Origin of the sequence: Pseudomonas sp. PA-4-8C (assembly GCF_021606625.1) — a bacterium.
Lineage (GTDB): Bacteria > Pseudomonadota > Gammaproteobacteria > Pseudomonadales > Pseudomonadaceae > Aquipseudomonas > Aquipseudomonas lactis.
This window is the reverse complement of sequence record NZ_WKCD01000119.1, coordinates 1-15066: the sequence shown is the minus strand read 5'-3', so window position 1 is coordinate 15066 and position 15066 is coordinate 1. Positions and strand designations below refer to the sequence as shown.

The following is a 15066-nucleotide window of genomic DNA, read 5'->3' as shown; positions in this document are numbered from 1 at the left end:
GTATCGGAGGAGACCGCTCGCCATTCGACTTTGTAAGTACCAGCGGTGAGAGGAGAGGCCGGGGTCAAGATCATGGTTTTAGGATCGGTACTGCCAGACACGCTGGCTTTCATGGGCATAGGGGAGTGTGACATGCCAGGCATTTCCGTCATGACCAACTTGGCCCCGGAAAACTGAGTAACCAGGTTTTCGGAAAAATGCAGTTCAATCTTCGCAGGAGCTGGGCCGCTCTCGCCTTCAGCCGGAGTTGAAGACAGCAGCTTCGGGTGAGCTTGGGCAACTGCACTGAGCAGCAGGCTAGAAGAAAGAGCGACGGCCACAACACAGGATTTGAATACGGACATGCAAGGCTCCTCACAGCGCGAAGCTGTTGTAATGAGGTTAGATAATTATTTAGTACCGCTAACTTTGTTTCAGAACCACACTCGGACGCCGAGCACTAGGCGTGCTTCGTTGTTATCTTCGCCTTCCTCGCGGGCATAGTCTGCGGTTCTGCCATAAGCCCGATTCCAAGTTACACCGACGTAAGGTGCGAATTGCGGGCGGACTTCGTACCGAAGCCGCAAACCAACCTCACTTTCAGACAGCCCTGAACCGACCCCGCGTTGAGGATCGTTTTTGCCATAGAAATTGAATTCTGCCGTCGGTTGCAGAATCAGCTTATTGGTAAGGAGAATGTCGTAGTCACCCTCCAACCGAGCAGCGGTCTGGCCACCTTCACCCAGATAAGCAGTAGCCTGGGCCTCGAAATTGTAGAGAGCCAGGCCCTGAATACCGAAAGCAGCCCACGTTTGTGGGTCGCCTGGTTTGAAGTCTTGACGAACCCCACCGACTAAATCCCACCAAGGGCTAATGGAGTGGCCCCAAAGTGCCTGAACCTCTGCTTCTTCAGTCTTCCCATTGGTGCGCTCACCTTCGGAGCGCAACCATAGCCGATCAACATCTCCCCCTATCCAACCTTGTGCTTCCCAGTTCAGCGCGCTTCCATCGTCAGCATCCTGCCATTCCAGTTTCTCAAATATAAAAAATGAGTTGATTGCAGTGTCATGAACTTCATGACCACCAGGGGCGTTATAGACTGCGGCTCTGTCAGCATCGGTAAGTGGTGGTATCGGAGTCCGGCTTTGAGTTAGTGGTTGCTTGGCGGGCTGCATACCCTCCATTTTGCTGTGATCCATGCCCTGCATCTGGCTGTGATCCATGCCCTGCATCTGGCTGTGATCCATACCCTGCATCTGGCTGTGATCCATGCCCTGCATCTGCCCAGCGGCCACCCCCTGGCTAGACTCAGCAGCTGCCGGCAAGGCAACACCAGCAGTGAGAGCGACCGTGAGTACAGCCGAGTGCATGCGAGTCCCGCTTAAGAAATTACTCATAGCCATCTCCTTATTCCTCCACGCGCACTTCACGGAACATGCCCATTTCCATGTGGTATAGGAGATGGCAGTGATAGGCCCAGCGTCCCAGCGCATCTGCAGTCACCCGGTAGCTGCGCTTTGATCCTGGCGGCATATCGATGGTGTGTTTGCGGACAAGGAATTGCCCGTTTTCATCTTCAAGGTCGCTCCACATCCCATGCAGGTGGATGGGGTGAGTCATCATGGTGTCGTTCACAAGAACGAACCGAACTCGCTCGCCATACTTCAGTTTTACCGGCTCGGCGTCTGAAAACTTCACGCCGTTGAAAGACCAGGAAAATTTCTCCATATGACCGGTCAAGTGCAGTTCAATAGTGCGACTTGGCTCACGGCCATCTGGATCCTCAAACGTGCTTTTTAGATCAGAGTACGTCAGCACCTTTCGTCCATTGTCGCGAAGGCCCATGCCAGGATCATCGAGCTTCGGAGAGGTCGACATTGCTTGCATGTCGACGAGGGGATTGTTGGACTCTGTGGCTGGGTGCGACTGCATTTCTCCCATACCATTCATGCCGCCCATGGACATATTGCTGTGATCCATTCCCTGCATGCTGGACATGCCTTGCATAGCACCAGAGCTATCTTTCATGGCTCCGCCGTCCATACCTGACATACCCTGCATCGAGTCGTCTCCCATACCGGCCATTTTGCTGTGATCCATTCCAGCCATATCGCCCATACCGGCCATCCCACCGTGATCCATACCGGCCATACCCATGTCGGCCATGGTGACTAGAGGACGAGGGTCTAGCGCAGGCACTGGAGCAGTCATGCCAGACCGGACAGCCAAGGTGCCTCTGGCGTAACCCGACCGATCCATCGACTGCGCAAACAGTGTGTAGGCCTCTTGCGTGGGTTCGACGATCACGTCGAAAGTCTCGGCAGTGGCGATCCTGAACTCATCCACGCTTACCGGTTTGACGTATTGGCCATCAGCGGCCACAACAGTCATCTTCAAACCTGGAATTCGTACATCAAAGTAGGACATGGCTGAACCATTGATGAACCTCAACCTGAGCTTTTCGCCAGGTTTGAAGGTGCCAGTCCAATTGGAGTCCGGAGCCTGTCCGTTCATCAAGTAGGTGTACGTCGCACCACTGACGTCCGCAATGTCCGTAGGATTCATCTTCATCTCGGCCCACATCTTGCGATCAGCGACGGTCGCTGACCAACCTTTGTCAGCCACGTCATTGATGAAGTCACCCACTGTTCGCTTATGGGTGTTGTAGTAGTCCGCCTGTTTCTTCAGTGTTTTCATCAGCGAAGCAGGATTTTCATCAGTCCAGTCACTAAGCATCACCACGAGGTCGCGGTCATACTCAAAAGGCTCAGGCTCTTTGGCATCGATGACCAGTGGGCCGTACACACCAACCTGTTCTTGGAAGCCGGAGTGACTGTGATACCAGTACGTTCCGTTCTGCTTGACCTTGAACTGATAGACGTACGTGCCATCAGGCTCAATTCCATGGAAGCTAAGGCCTGGAACACCGTCCATGTTTGCCGGAAGGATAATTCCGTGCCAGTGGATAGAAGTCATATCCTTGAGGCGGTTCTTGACCCGCAAGGTCACGGTATCGCCCTCACGCCAGCGCAGCTGGGGCCCAGGAATCCCGCCATTTATGGTCATGGCCGTCCGGGAGTTCCCAGTGATATTTACCGGTGTTTCTCCGATGAAGAGGTCAAACTCTGTACCTGACAAGACATTGGCATCGCCCACTCTAGGGGCGGCCCAGATAGGGGTATGCCAGAGGCCTAAACCACCGAGAATCCCGCCTGCGGTGAGTCCTTTCACAAAGGTGCGCCGAGAGGTTTTGGCTTGCATACCGATTCATGTCCCGTCAGTCGGATGTTAGATGTGCGCACTGGGCGTGCCCCTAAGGGCTAACGCTAGACGAGCTAGTGCGCTTGATGTATCGGAAGATGCCATAAGCCAGCAAACGGGGTGATTACATTTCAGTAAGCTGGTTGGCTCAGCAATGGTGAGGCTGCTTTTCAGCCTTGAGCTTCTCTTGTGCAATATTTTCTTGCGCCTCAGCTCCGGGGGCAGACTTTCCGGTGGCCATTGCCGTCTCGCGAGCTCGTTCCATGCGCTCAACCGCACGGTCGCCGCCACCTTCGGCAAAGGCCAGGGACGATATAGCCAAACTGAGTGTAAGAATCACAACGTTGGTTGCTTTCATAGTGCATCTCCTTCAAGGAATTGACTCTCGATGAAACCAGAGAGTTTGAGCGTCAGCTCGATGAGGATGATGAGGGAACGTACCTGTCAGCACGCTTAGCCGGTGATTACACTTTTGACAGCACCCGGAGAAACTCAACATCTGAAAGATCGATGGGCGTCATAAAATTTGACCGCACCACAGAACCGACAGCCGGCTGCATAAATTGATGTAGATCAACTGTGGCACTTCAATGTGGAGTATGTTGAAAAATCAAAATCCGCTAATCAGTACCGGAGATTCTCCATGTTCTGGTTTCGCCATCGTCAACCAACGTTCATACGCCTCGCCATCGTGCTGTGGGTGTTAGCGTTTGGTCTGGCAGCGACCCAGGGATGTCTGGCACAGCCCAGCCACAATCCGGCTACAACTCATGTCTCGCTGATCACCACGCAAGATCACGATAGCCACGACGCCCATGCCCTCGGTTGCCTTCAGCACTGCTCCGATGCGGCAATAGCTGTAAGTCCTTCGCTCCATCTTCAAATATTTGACCTGTTCAGTTGGACGTTTCTGCTCCTTATCCCAGCGTTGCTGATTTTGTATCCCGCCAATCCCTCCGCTTTTGCCTTTCTTGCATTACGGCGTCCTGTACCGGCCAGACCTCCTGCCCGCCTGATTTTCGTCCGTTTCAACGATTAATCCGACCTTCTGCGCGCCGATCTTCGGCGCACTGTCTGACTGCGCCAACCTGGCGCGGCTTGGTATTACCTGAATTGTCCTGACCCTTTGGAGATTGCCATGCATGCCACATTGAAATTTATCCTCGCCACCCTGCTCGTGAGCAGCCCACTTATCGCCTCGGCAGTCGATGAGCATCACCCGGAGGGGCAGACCGCGCCCGCCAAGACAAGCGAAGCAGCTACGCCGATGCAAAACAATGTCATGACCGAGCAAATGCAAAAAATGCAGGCTGCACACGACAAGGCAGCCGCCGCCAAGACCCCTGCCGAGCGACACGCCGCCATGCAGGAGAGCATGAAGACGATGAAGGAAAGCATGGACATGATGCATAAGAACTGTCATGGCAAGGGCATGGGCAGCAACAAAGACGGCATGGAGATGGGAATGATGAACATGATGATGAAAATGATGGATCAGCAAACGAGCATGATGAACATGCCGACGAGCAAGTGACGCGCACAAGCCTGTAGGCAATGCAGCGACGGTTTTACCTTAACCAATATGCCAAGGGTAAAACTGCCGCCCGTTGCACCTATACGACGTATCACTAAACCGCACTCCCTCAGGAGTACAGAACCATGGTGAATTCGCCACATTCCGCTAACACCTCTCCAACATTTTGGAGGAGCAAACCCGGCATAGCGCTGGGTATGCTGCTGGTGATCGTGCTGTTCTATCTGGCAAGAGAACACTACGGCCATATGCTGGGTTTACTGCCTTATATGATTTTGCTGTTGTGCCCGCTGATGCATTTTTTCGGGCACCACCACGGTGGTCACAATCATCACGGCGAAACCTCAGTCTCAACCAAGGATGCGAACAGGAGTTAGCTCATGCACACCCCTGAGGTTCGTCAAGAGCACGGCCCAATACAGAACTCTGAACCCCAAGCCACTGGCTCCCATGACCCGGTATGTGGCATGACCGTCAGTAACGACAGCCAGTTCAGCACGGAATATGAGGGGCAACACTACCGGTTCTGCAGTCTGAAATGCCAAACGGCCTTCAGGACAGCGCCCGAGCGTTATCGAATATCTCAACCGAAAATCGAACCAGTCCCTCAGACAACAGCAGAACCGTTAACGGGTGCCGCTGAATACACATGTCCCATGCATCCGGAAATTCGCCAGATCGGCCCCGGCGTCTGCCCTAAGTGCGGCATGACCTTAGAGCCGGTGATTCCCGAATTGGAGGAAGAAGAGAACTTAGAACTCAAGGACTTCACCCGGCGCTTCTGGTGGACATTGCCGCTGACAGTGATCGTCACCGTGCTGGCTATGGGTGGCCATGCCCTGGAGTTGTTCCATGGCACCACGCAAAATTGGGTCGAGCTGGGATTGGCTACACCCGTCGTGCTGTGGGCTGGCTGGCCGTTTTATGTGCGTGGTGTGCGTTCGGTGATTCAGCGAAGTCCGAACATGTGGACGCTAATCGGCCTCGGCACGGCGGCGGCCTTCCTTTACAGCGTCGTGGCAACCCTGACCCCCGATGTATTCCCCAGCAACTTCATGATGGAGGGCCGCATCGGTGTGTACTTCGAAGCAGCGGCTGTGATCATCTCACTGACCCTTCTCGGCCAGATGCTTGAACTCAAGGCTCGCTCGCAAACCTCGGCTGCCATCAAGTCGCTGCTTGGACTGGCCCCAAAAACTGCCCGACGGATCAATGCCGATGGCACGGAAGAAGACATCCCTCTGACACACGTACACAGCGGCGACACATTACGTGTGCGTCCGGGAGAAAAAGTACCTGTAGACGGCCAGGTATTGCAAGGCGAAAGCGCTGTAGATGAGTCGATGCTCACCGGCGAACCGATACCGATCATGAAGAGGGCCGGCGACGCGCTGATCGGCGCCACTCTCAACATCCACGGTAGTCTGGTGATGCAGGCGCAGAAGATAGGATCAGCGACCCTCCTCGCACAGATTGTGCAGATGGTTGTGCAGGCACAACGCTCAAAAGCGCCGATGCAACGGCTGGCAGATGTGATTGCTAGTTACTTCGTGATTGTGGTGATTGCTATCGCCGCGCTGACTCTACTCGGCTGGGGGCTTTGGGGGCCCGAGCCAAGTTGGGTGTTCGGACTGATCAACGCTGTCGCGGTCATGATCATCGCCTGTCCCTGTGCCCTTGGCCTAGCGACACCGATGTCAGTCATGGTTGCCACCGGCAAGGCTGCTGGCAGCGGCGTATTGTTTCGCGATGCCGCCGCTATCGAAAACCTGCGCAAGATAGACATCTTGATAGTCGACAAAACTGGCACCCTCACGGAAGGTCGACCAGCGTTCCATAGCGTCGAGGCCGTACCCGGATTTACTCAGGATGAAGTGTTGCGCCTGGCCGCAAGTCTCGATCAGGGCAGTGAGCATCCATTGGCCCACGCCATCGTCGAGCAGGCTCGTGCCGCAGGGCTAAAACTGGTGACACCTGAAACCTTCGAGTCAGCCTCAGGTATTGGTGTAAGCGGTCAGGTCGAGGGTCGCCGACTGATGATAGGCAATACCGCGTTGATGCAGGAAGCCGGCGTTTCCACAGACAGCTTGCAAGAACATGCCGAGAAGCTACGCGGCGACGGTACGAGCATCATGTACCTGGCAGTGGACGGCGCCCTGGCGGGTTTACTGGCTGTTGCCGACCCCATCAAACCCACCACGAAGCTGGCCGTCGAGCGTCTGCAGGCGGATGGCGTCAAGGTCATCATGGCCACTGGCGACGGCCTTACAACTGCTCGCTCGGTAGCCCGCCAGTTGGGCATCGAGGAGGTTCACGGCGAGGTCAAGCCGCAAGATAAAGAACGTCTGGTGGCATCTTTGCAACTAGCCGGACACCGGGTGGCGATGGCCGGCGACGGCATTAATGATGCCCCCGCACTGGCTCGCGCTGATGTAGGAATCGCCATGGGCACTGGCACTGACGTGGCGATGAACAGCGCTCAGGTCACTCTGGTGAAGGGGGATCTGCTCGGTATCCTACGGGCGCGCAGCCTGTCAGTCGCGACGGTGAGAAATATGCACCAGAACCTGGCCTTCGCCTTCCTTTATAACGCCATGGGCATCCCACTGGCTGCCGGCTTGTTCTATCCACTTACCGGTCACCTTCTGTCACCGCTCATTGCCGCACTGGCCATGAGCGTGAGCTCGGCGTCGGTAGTATTCAACGCCTTACGTCTGCGCCAGGCTTCCATTGATTGAGTGACAACGACCGCTTGACCTTGCCATGGCGGCAAGGTTGAGGATAAGCCAACGCCGCAAAAAAGCCTCATGCGTCAGTCTTTCCATGATCAACTTTGTTGTGAGGAGTCACCAATGAAAATTGTTGAACTGCAAGTCCAAGGCATGAGCTGTGGTTCATGTGTCAAACATGTCACCGAAGCGCTGCGCCCAGTTGAAGGCGTGAGTTACGTATCGGTGGATTTAAAAGCCGGACGGGTGAAGGTCAGCGGCGATTCGCACAGCCATGCGCTGCTTACAGCCCTGGAGAACGCGGGCTATCCAGCACAGCTGGCGACAGTGGAAAGCGTAGCGAGTAAGAAAAACTCGGGCTGTGGCGGGAACGGCGGCGGTTGCTGCTGCCGGTAAGAATTAGTAATAAACTGGAGAACTCGCATGAATGCCAGTCTGCGAATTGCCGCGTTCACGACACTACCCATGACCGGAGCGGCACAAGCCGCTGAAGTCATCGACGTTTACCGCGATCCTAACTGCGGCTACTGCAAGGCAAACCATCTCAGCTCTATCGCTACCATCATGACGCTTTAGTAAAATGCTTGAAGCGTCGTCATCAAAGGTCATCCTGCTCTTCCCGAATGTCGACTTCGCCCATCGCTCCTAGGTAAATTTTGCGACAAGGAAGCTTGGTGATAAGCCCGTTTTCGAAAAGCATCCTGGGTATATCGCCAAACAAACTCGACACTTCCCATTTCTCTGTGAGCGGCTTCACTGCCTCTGCTATTAATGAATCGAGGTCGAAGTCCTGCGTTGCAACAAAGGGCCCAGCGCGGTCGTAATTCTCAAAAATGCCCGAGGCAATGCAGATGACTTCGCCTGCCTTGACGATCATGACACCACCTCGAAGCCATTCAGGAGGGTTCGCCAGTGGAAGAAGACCACGACCATTACTGTAACCCTCGCGGGGTGAAGTGGTGCATCCCCCGTGAAAGCCGCAGAAACTCACGCAGGCTTGCACGTCCATTACCCCTCTGGAACGTCGCCAAGACGTAACGACTATTCTCCGTCGTCATCACCCAAAACCTGCCTTCACGCTCGACTTTGATCACATCAGAAGTGCGGATCAAATGGCCGTCGCCGAACCGCCCATACTGGTCTTTACGGTTGTGACCAAACACTACGCCTATGCCCGTTCGGGCTTTGATGGAGGCGCTGCAAAGATACGCTGTGATCGGTCTATCGAAGCCTTGCGCCTGAGCTTTTTTGATTCGTATTAGGTCGAATTCTGTGTGGCGCTTCCCATAAAAATCCAAGCCAATCATGTTCAGCATTGTTGCACTCCGTTGGCGGTATATACGGCGTAACCAGGAATTCCACACGCAACCATCTGTGCTGGTATCGTGCAGAAATCTTGGTAAATCTCAGGCTGTACGAATCATGTTTGCGTGATAGATCGGACGAAGGTTGCTCAGCACATCAGTGTTGAAGCTAGGTTGGTGAGAGCTGTGGTATTTGGAGCCGGTCTCCACCTCTAGCAGGCACACAACACACTCGTTTTGGTCTTCACCAAGCGTCACTTTGGTCAGCTTCTCCATGCGCCAAACTCCCGTGCCATTCATGTGGGCAGGTGTGACAACTTGCACCTCTGTGATGATCGTCTCCGAGTCCTGGGCAATCAGCAGTTGCTGAAGCCGTGGTTCGCTGTCGATCATCAGAACCGCCTCTGAAGTTCTGTCCTCGTACATGGCTTGGACAGTTACGTGATACCAGTGATTACGAAGCACTTTGGATACCTGTTGCCATTGGTATTGACCCTCACCGAACATGCCCGGTAGGCCCAGCATGTCGGCGTCGTGTGTTCTAAACATCGTATGTCCTTGGCCTGAAGGGGCTCCGATACAGAGCGCAGGTTAGAAGAGGGAGAAAACGTCTTTCAGGCTTGCGAGCTGTTCATGACCAGGGCCAATCAATACGTAAACAGAGTTTCTGGTCTCGAACGCAACACCGTCGTGGAGACCGGTGCACATGCTTGAACGAACCCAATCGCCGCGTTCGAAACGGCCTTGGCTGTCCTCGGCCACGTTGTGAGCAAACAGGATCATCGGGAGCTGGCCCGCTGCATGACATTTGAAGAGTTCGTCGCGGGTGACTTCAATGCGAAATATTGTCCAGTCGCGGACTAGGCAGTAAGGCTTTTTAGGAAAGCGTTCGACTGCTAAAGCTCGAGCTGCAGAGGTGCTCGACAGGCCCTCAAGTGGTGTCCGTGGCGCATTCATGAAGTCGGGTTCTTCGACGCTAGCCATAGGGCTTCCTTTCATTAATAACCGGGAAATTGACAATTCAATCCCGCTTGTTGTCGCTCGCACTCGAGCAGATGGCTGCCGCAAGCAAGGTGCTTAGCTCCGCTTACGGATGTATATGCATCGAAAAGCAGGCCTCAAAAACGCTGATAGCGCCGTAATACGGATCATAGCCCGTGTTATGGTGCGTCGCAATATGGCCTTATCCTCGATTTGCGTGGGGAAATGTCATGGAGGCCGCAGAAGCCCTAGCTGTAGTGGTGCGAGCACTGCGTAGAAAAAAAGGTCTTACGCAAGAAAACCTGATCACTATTGACCGTTCCTATTGGGGCCGGATTGAGCGTGGGGAGGTGAACATCACGATTGATGTGCTCATTCGTCTCGCAGCGCTGCTTGAGGTTGAGCCGGCCTCATTGATTCTCATGGCGACGTGTCTACAGTCCAACGAGCCGCTTAGGGAGGGGCTGAAGCGTCTGAATAAGCAACTAAATAGGATAAAAAAGGACAGCGTAGATATTGAGATGGAGTCGTTGGTAAGTGCAGGGAAGCTTCCTCCTGGTCGACCGGCGCGATCCGGAGCAGCGCAGAAAGCCGCAGAGGCAAATCGCCTGAACAGTGAGGGAGTGTCAGTGACTGAGATATCGGAAGCGTTGGGTCTGTCTAAAACTACTATTCGTAGGTATTTGACCAGCAAGTCCGAACAGGCCTGATTTTTGAATGACCAGCACCAGGTTGAAAATGCCTCAGGAAGGTTTGCTGTGAAAGACAGCTTTAGCTCACCTTGGCCTCTTAGGACTTCATTACCCTTTCTTCAGATCGCTTTCGGTGAACATGCTAGCGATGATACGGGCGTCAAGAAGAGCGTGATGCGGAAGCGGAGCCCCGTCACTTGAGGCATCTAGAGTGGTTGCATCGGTGGGGTAATTCCGAACGTTCCTTGGCCATGTACCATTGTCATATGCGAGTTCGCAGAAAAGCTCCCAGTCGTACTGTGGAGCGTCTGTGACAATCTCCAGGACTTCGTCGAACGAGGCTAGGTAATCGAGCAGTGCAGTTCTTGCCCTGATAATGGGTTGTGCATTGCCACCGCCCCAGAGCTGCGGAAGAACGATCTCTATGACGAAGTCGCTGCAATCTTCCTCTCGCCATGTGTCGAGCAATTCCACGTAGAATTCGCGTCCATTTTCAGCTACCAGTGCGAGTGATATCAGCTTCGCTGTGGCTGAGAGCTTGGTGAACTCGCAATCAAGAAAGAGCCTCATTTTGCTGGAACTCCGTTATGACTAGGGCTCGCCTGGATATGGCGCAGGAAGGCCAGCTGTGGGAGATAGCTCTTGAACATCTTGGCTCAGACGGACTGCTTCAGGTGGTTGTAAATTTGTGGAGCCGCGCCGCCCCTCCACCCAGACCATTGGTTGAACACCTGTCCACCAATGAGGTGAGTCAGGACGTCTTGAGCATACTGAAAATTGCCCAGCAGCGGGTAGGGGCCATCGTGCCAGGTCGAACGCCTGATGCAGGCACAGTCACGCTGTACGCTCGTCACGCTAGCAACTTAGTTGATGGGCTCATTACACTGCTGCCAAAGGTGAAGCTTTCGCAAGCCTTACGAGGCTCTTGTCTTGAAATCGAACTGGGGATTTGACGTCCGCACAGGCTCCACGAATACCAGTCAGCAACAATCTTATTAACACTTGCCCAGCGAAATGCGTCCCGTTGAGATGTTCTATGAGCTCTGAATTAACTGAAGAAGAAATGCGTCGTGCCCTATTCGGTACGCCTCAGCCCGAAGAGCAGGTGCCCGCACCTCTAGTAAAAGAGCCTGTGGAAGAAGTTGTGCCCGCGAAACCGGTGGTTGCTCCAGCAGCCAAGAAGAAAGCGAAAGCTTTTACGCCCAGGCTGAGGGTTACGTTACGGGTTGGAAACGAGTTTGAAGGGAAAATGGTCGAGCTGATTCACGAGGCTGATACGTTGAGCTCGTTGCTTGCTGAGCAGGAGGCTGTGAAGGCTGCTAGGAAAAAGTACAAGTATGTGGAAGTGGTATCGGTTAAATCGATGTAGACGCGCCAACTAATCTGGTTGGGCGAAGGGGCGACCCCTGCCTGGATCATTGATCAACCATCTTGCCTGGCCGAAGGGGCCTCCAGATCGCTCGCGTGTAGCTGCTCTTGATGCCATTGGCGCTGATGCTATAGGATCAGAACAGGAGATGGCATTCCTCCTTTAACCGCCTTCGTGCTGATGATGCCTACGTGAACCCTGGACAGGGTGCGTAGGTGTGTCTCCCTGTCCTCCAATTTAGGACAGGCTATGATCTTACCCTTCGAGTTTCCCTTTTCCTTCAGCGCGAGCCGCTTGCCAGTTAGTCCACTCAGATCTGATGAGGAGGACTCTCCGTGCTGAAGTCATTAATCGTCATTGCCGTTGGCGCTTCACTTGGAGCCTGGTTGCGCTGGCTGTTGGGCATGAAGCTGAATGCTCTTTTTCCTACGATTCCTCCAGGTACTGTGGTCGCGAACATGGTTGGGGGCTACATCATCGGCCTGGCCATCGCCTTCTTGGCTGCTTCTCCTACCCTCAGTCCAGAGTGGCGTCTCCTGATCATCACGGGTTTCTGTGGTGGGCTTACCACCTTCTCTACATTTTCAGCCGAAACAGTTGCCTTGATTCAGGAGGGCAGACTGGTCTGGGCGCTTGGCTCAATTTCGTTGCACGTTGCAGGCTCGTTAGCGATGACCGCTGCCGGGCTTCTGTCCTACCAAATGATTGGTACTCGCTGAGGAGATATAAAAGTGAGGCTTTATCCGCTTGGGCGTGCTCCTAAATCTCGTGAAAAAGTCCGCGCCATGGGCTTAGTGAACAGGCTGTAGGCTGATTTTCGCCTGTGACAATAATCGTTACAGGCTATTTGGACACCCGCAGTGGTATACCTCGGATGTTAAAATATTCTCTTTAGATCGAAGCGCTAGGACACTGATGACCGACAATAGAACTCCTGCAGAAACCCCAAGAGCAGCTGCAATTTTAGCTCGCTTCCTGTCTTCGGAATCCGCTGGCGGTCTTGTACTGATGGGCGCAGCACTCGCGGCTCTGATTGTGGCCAATTCGCCTCTCTCTCAAGGTTATTTTGCAGCCTTGCATAGCGTTTGGTTGGGCATGTCTGTCGAGCATTGGGTCAATGATGGCCTGATGGCGATCTTCTTCTTGATGGTCGGACTCGAGATCAAAAGAGAGGTTCTGGCCGGGGGGCTCTCCACTTGGGGCCAGCGTGCTTTGCCTGGATTTGGTGCTTTAGGCGGCATGGTTGTGCCTGCGTTGATCTACATCGCAATCAATTGGGGTAATTCTGAGACCTTGAAGGGGTGGGCTATCCCAGCCGCTACCGACATCGCGTTCGCCCTGGGCGTCTTGTCGCTCCTAGGTAAGCGAGTCCCTAAGTCGCTTAAGGTCTTCCTCGCCGCCTTGGCGATCATTGACGACCTAGGTGCTGTAGTCATCATTGCCTTTTTCTACACCACTGGTCTTTCCATGCCCATGTTGCTGGCATCGCTCGCAACGCTGGCCATTCTGATCGCAATGAATCGATTGGGTGTCAGACGATTGTTCCCGTATCTGCTGGTAGGTGGTGTGCTGTGGTTCTTCGTACTGCAATCGGGAGTGCACGCCACCCTTGCGGGTGTCGCTGTAGCGCTGTGCGTTCCAATGGGTAAGCCTGAAGAGGAAGCCCGGTCTCCACTGCTGTTCCTAGAAGAAAAGCTGCATATGTGGGTAGCGTTCGCTGTGGTGCCGATTTTTGGCTTCGCCAATGCGGGTGTTTCATTGGCCGGTATTTCGATGGAAAACCTAGTCGATCCGGTTCCGCTGGGTGTTGCGCTCGGCTTGTTGGTGGGCAAGCAGATTGGCATCTTCCTATTGGCTGCTCTGGCCATTCGTATGGGCTTGGCCAAACTGCCGGAAGGCAGCAATTGGGCACAGCTTTACGGCGTTGCGCTCTTGTGTGGCATCGGCTTCACCATGAGCCTGTTCATCGGAAACCTGGCGTTTGCTGGATCAGCTCACCTGATTGACGAGGTAAAAGTCGGCGTGTTGATCGGTTCGACCTTGGCTGCAATCGGTGGAGTCCTGATTTTGCGTCGCAGCGCTGCGCCTGCCGTTGCCACAGCCACTCTATCGAGGTGATCAGAAATGAGCTGACAGCAGAATTTCTCTCCATCAGAATTTCTGCTGTAGGAGCACCGTCTAACGAAGTGCCATCATTTTGTCGTTAAGATCAAGATACAGTGTGCGACGGCATATCGAAGCCGAGATATGCCGGTGAGGGAGGCTGTCGTATTTGGTTTTCTATAGCAGTCATGTGGGGAGTAACGAATCTTGTCAGCCGAGGGACGTTCAAAGGGTGTTACGACTGAGTCCCCATGGATGGTATTTCTGGTATTCCTGCGCCTAGGTCTCACTTCTTTCGGAGGCCCGATTGCACATCTAGCTTACTTTCGCGAAGAGTTCGTTGCTCGACGGCAATGGCTGAGCGAGCGCAGTTATGGGGATTTGATTGCCCTGTGCCAGTTCTTGCCGGGCCCCGCAAGTAGCCAGGTTGGCATAGGTTTAGGGCTATCCCGTGCCGGGTTTCCAGGAGCAGTCGCTGCGTGGGCAGGTTTCACATTACCTTCAGCAATAATCCTGGTTTTATTAGCACAAGGTATGTCCGCCTGGGGAGGCGCGCTTCCCAGCGGTCTTTTACACGGTCTTAAAATTGTCGCGGTGGCTGTCGTTGCTCAAGCCGTCTGGGGAATGGGCCGTAGTCTTTGCAATGATGCCCCTCGAATAACCATCGCTGTGTTTGCGGCTTATGCTGCACTGCTTTGGCCGCATGCCTGGGGGCAGATCGGCGTGATTTTCTTCGGTGCCGTCATAGGACTAATGCTCTTCAAAACCGATCAAAGCCAGACTACTGAGTCTTTGCCGATACCGGTGAGCAGGAAAGTCGGTGTGGTGTCGTTGCTGCTGTTCTTCGGCCTGTTAGCTGGCCTGCCATTGCTGGTTCAGTTGTGGCCCTCACAAGCGTTAGCTGTGGTAAATGCCTTTTTCCGCGCCGGGTCATTAGTTTTCGGAGGTGGGCATGTTGTGCTGCCGTTGCTTCAGTCGGCGACCGTGCCGAACGGATGGGTAGCCAATGACACGTTTCTTGCCGGATATGGTTTAGCACAGGCCGTACCAGGCCCGCTTTTTACCTTCGCAGCATTTCTTGGCGCGTCCATGAGTGCCCAACCTTCTGGTTGGC

General features: G+C 54.2%; 20 protein-coding genes, 1 pseudogene and 1 riboswitch. Of the genes and pseudogenes, 12 read left to right on the top strand and 9 right to left on the bottom strand.

Annotated features, from left to right (window positions below; all coding sequences use genetic code 11):
- The 4 genes from copC to GIW04_RS17775 form a co-directional block, all read right to left on the bottom strand.
- On the bottom strand, positions 1–344 hold a 344-nt coding region (gene copC, locus GIW04_RS17790), incomplete at its 3' end, for a copper homeostasis periplasmic binding protein CopC (RefSeq protein ID WP_236479089.1).
- Positions 345–413: 69 nt separating this feature from the next.
- Positions 414–1259, bottom strand: coding sequence for a copper resistance protein B (locus GIW04_RS17785; protein ID WP_232964630.1), 846 nt, complete (start codon positions 1257–1259; stop codon positions 414–416).
- 127 nt (positions 1260–1386) lie between these two features.
- Positions 1387–3240 carry a copper resistance system multicopper oxidase gene (locus GIW04_RS17780; protein ID WP_032894833.1) on the bottom strand — a complete coding sequence of 618 codons (1854 nt, stop codon included), beginning with the start codon at positions 3238–3240 and terminating at the stop codon, positions 1387–1389.
- Positions 3241–3388: 148 nt separating this feature from the next.
- Complete coding sequence (locus GIW04_RS17775; protein ID WP_032894835.1) at positions 3389–3598, bottom strand: co-regulatory protein PtrA N-terminal domain-containing protein; 210 nt, start codon at positions 3596–3598, stop codon at positions 3389–3391.
- A gap of 285 nt (positions 3599–3883) precedes the next feature.
- Here GIW04_RS17775 and GIW04_RS17770 point away from each other — a divergent pair, with 285 nt between their 5' ends.
- The 6 genes and pseudogenes from GIW04_RS17770 to GIW04_RS17745 form a co-directional block, all read left to right on the top strand.
- On the top strand, positions 3884–4279 hold the full coding sequence (locus GIW04_RS17770; protein ID WP_032894838.1) for a hypothetical protein: 396 nt from the start codon (positions 3884–3886) through the stop codon (positions 4277–4279).
- Positions 4280–4378: 99 nt separating this feature from the next.
- Positions 4379–4774, top strand: a complete 396-nt coding sequence (locus GIW04_RS17765) for a hypothetical protein (protein ID WP_032894840.1) — start codon at positions 4379–4381, stop codon at positions 4772–4774.
- A 125-nt stretch (positions 4775–4899) separates the two neighbouring features.
- Positions 4900–5151 carry a DUF2933 domain-containing protein gene (locus GIW04_RS17760; protein ID WP_032894843.1) on the top strand — a complete coding sequence of 84 codons (252 nt, stop codon included), beginning with the start codon at positions 4900–4902 and terminating at the stop codon, positions 5149–5151.
- Between the two features lie 90 nt (positions 5152–5241).
- Entirely contained in the window at positions 5242–7512 is a 2271-nt protein-coding gene (locus GIW04_RS17755; protein ID WP_032897731.1) for a heavy metal translocating P-type ATPase, read from the top strand.
- A 114-nt stretch (positions 7513–7626) separates the two neighbouring features.
- A complete protein-coding gene (locus GIW04_RS17750; protein ID WP_032894845.1) occupies positions 7627–7899 on the top strand; it encodes a heavy-metal-associated domain-containing protein in 273 nt (90 codons plus the stop codon).
- A 27-nt stretch (positions 7900–7926) separates the two neighbouring features.
- Positions 7927–8040, top strand: a pseudogene (locus GIW04_RS17745) (DUF411 domain-containing protein); the annotation flags it as partial.
- 61 nt (positions 8041–8101) lie between these two features.
- On the opposite strand, the gene GIW04_RS17740 reads toward GIW04_RS17745, so the two are convergent.
- From GIW04_RS17740 to GIW04_RS17725, 4 genes are all read right to left on the bottom strand, one after another.
- The gene (locus tag GIW04_RS17740) at positions 8102–8380 is read right to left on the bottom strand and encodes a hypothetical protein (protein WP_032894846.1); all 279 of its coding nucleotides are present in this window, start codon (positions 8378–8380) and stop codon (positions 8102–8104) included.
- 55 nt (positions 8381–8435) lie between these two features.
- Entirely contained in the window at positions 8436–8819 is a 384-nt protein-coding gene (locus tag GIW04_RS17735; protein WP_032894847.1) for a hypothetical protein, read from the bottom strand.
- Between the two features lie 90 nt (positions 8820–8909).
- Entirely contained in the window at positions 8910–9356 is a 447-nt protein-coding gene (locus GIW04_RS17730; protein ID WP_032894852.1) for a hypothetical protein, read from the bottom strand.
- Between the two features lie 42 nt (positions 9357–9398).
- Positions 9399–9791: a DUF6957 family protein gene (locus GIW04_RS17725; RefSeq protein WP_050499463.1), complete on the bottom strand. Its 393-nt coding sequence runs from the start codon at positions 9789–9791 to the stop codon at positions 9399–9401.
- Between the two features lie 227 nt (positions 9792–10018).
- On the opposite strand from GIW04_RS17725, the gene GIW04_RS17720 reads away from it, so the two are divergent.
- A complete protein-coding gene (locus GIW04_RS17720; RefSeq protein WP_050499464.1) occupies positions 10019–10498 on the top strand; it encodes a helix-turn-helix domain-containing protein in 480 nt (159 codons plus the stop codon).
- Between the two features lie 90 nt (positions 10499–10588).
- Here the strand turns inward: GIW04_RS17720 and GIW04_RS17715 are convergent, their stop codons facing one another.
- Positions 10589–11050, bottom strand: coding sequence for a 3'-5' exoribonuclease (locus GIW04_RS17715; protein WP_032894853.1), 462 nt, complete (start codon positions 11048–11050; stop codon positions 10589–10591).
- Between the two features lie 17 nt (positions 11051–11067).
- Here GIW04_RS17715 and GIW04_RS17710 point away from each other — a divergent pair, with 17 nt between their 5' ends.
- From GIW04_RS17710 to chrA, 5 genes are all read left to right on the top strand, one after another.
- Complete coding sequence (locus tag GIW04_RS17710; protein WP_032894855.1) at positions 11068–11433, top strand: hypothetical protein; 366 nt, start codon at positions 11068–11070, stop codon at positions 11431–11433.
- A gap of 83 nt (positions 11434–11516) precedes the next feature.
- A complete protein-coding gene (locus GIW04_RS17705) occupies positions 11517–11849 on the top strand; it encodes a hypothetical protein (RefSeq protein WP_032894856.1) in 333 nt (110 codons plus the stop codon).
- Positions 11850–11984: 135 nt separating this feature from the next.
- Positions 11985–12046: riboswitch (Fluoride riboswitch) on the top strand.
- Between the two features lie 138 nt (positions 12047–12184).
- Positions 12185–12568: a fluoride efflux transporter CrcB gene (gene crcB / locus GIW04_RS17700; RefSeq protein WP_032894857.1), complete on the top strand. Its 384-nt coding sequence runs from the start codon at positions 12185–12187 to the stop codon at positions 12566–12568.
- A 196-nt stretch (positions 12569–12764) separates the two neighbouring features.
- Positions 12765–13967, top strand: coding sequence for a Na+/H+ antiporter NhaA (nhaA, locus tag GIW04_RS17695; RefSeq protein WP_032894858.1), 1203 nt, complete (start codon positions 12765–12767; stop codon positions 13965–13967).
- A 240-nt stretch (positions 13968–14207) separates the two neighbouring features.
- The coding region (gene chrA / locus GIW04_RS17690) for a chromate efflux transporter (protein ID WP_236479088.1) at positions 14208–15066 on the top strand (859 nt) is incomplete at its 3' end.

Coding starts and splice junctions, on each gene's coding strand:
- GIW04_RS17720 (WP_050499464.1), top strand. CDS start 10,019: ATGGAGGCCGCAGAAGCCCTAGCTGTAGTGGTGCGAGCACTGCGTAGA.
- GIW04_RS17725 (WP_050499463.1), bottom strand. CDS start 9,791: ATGGCTAGCGTCGAAGAACCCGACTTCATGAATGCGCCACGGACACCA.
- GIW04_RS17770 (WP_032894838.1), top strand. CDS start 3,884: ATGTTCTGGTTTCGCCATCGTCAACCAACGTTCATACGCCTCGCCATC.
- GIW04_RS17760 (WP_032894843.1), top strand. CDS start 4,900: ATGGTGAATTCGCCACATTCCGCTAACACCTCTCCAACATTTTGGAGG.
- GIW04_RS17775 (WP_032894835.1), bottom strand. CDS start 3,598: ATGAAAGCAACCAACGTTGTGATTCTTACACTCAGTTTGGCTATATCG.
- GIW04_RS17785 (WP_232964630.1), bottom strand. CDS start 1,259: ATGCAGGGCATGGATCACAGCCAGATGCAGGGTATGGATCACAGCCAG.
- nhaA (WP_032894858.1), top strand. CDS start 12,765: ATGACCGACAATAGAACTCCTGCAGAAACCCCAAGAGCAGCTGCAATT.
- GIW04_RS17715 (WP_032894853.1), bottom strand. CDS start 11,050: ATGAGGCTCTTTCTTGATTGCGAGTTCACCAAGCTCTCAGCCACAGCG.
- GIW04_RS17735 (WP_032894847.1), bottom strand. CDS start 8,819: ATGCTGAACATGATTGGCTTGGATTTTTATGGGAAGCGCCACACAGAA.
- GIW04_RS17780 (WP_032894833.1), bottom strand. CDS start 3,240: ATGCAAGCCAAAACCTCTCGGCGCACCTTTGTGAAAGGACTCACCGCA.
- GIW04_RS17755 (WP_032897731.1), top strand. CDS start 5,242: ATGACCGTCAGTAACGACAGCCAGTTCAGCACGGAATATGAGGGGCAA.
- GIW04_RS17705 (WP_032894856.1), top strand. CDS start 11,517: ATGAGCTCTGAATTAACTGAAGAAGAAATGCGTCGTGCCCTATTCGGT.
- GIW04_RS17740 (WP_032894846.1), bottom strand. CDS start 8,380: ATGATCGTCAAGGCAGGCGAAGTCATCTGCATTGCCTCGGGCATTTTT.
- GIW04_RS17750 (WP_032894845.1), top strand. CDS start 7,627: ATGAAAATTGTTGAACTGCAAGTCCAAGGCATGAGCTGTGGTTCATGT.
- GIW04_RS17765 (WP_032894840.1), top strand. CDS start 4,379: ATGCATGCCACATTGAAATTTATCCTCGCCACCCTGCTCGTGAGCAGC.
- GIW04_RS17730 (WP_032894852.1), bottom strand. CDS start 9,356: ATGTTTAGAACACACGACGCCGACATGCTGGGCCTACCGGGCATGTTC.
- GIW04_RS17710 (WP_032894855.1), top strand. CDS start 11,068: ATGACTAGGGCTCGCCTGGATATGGCGCAGGAAGGCCAGCTGTGGGAG.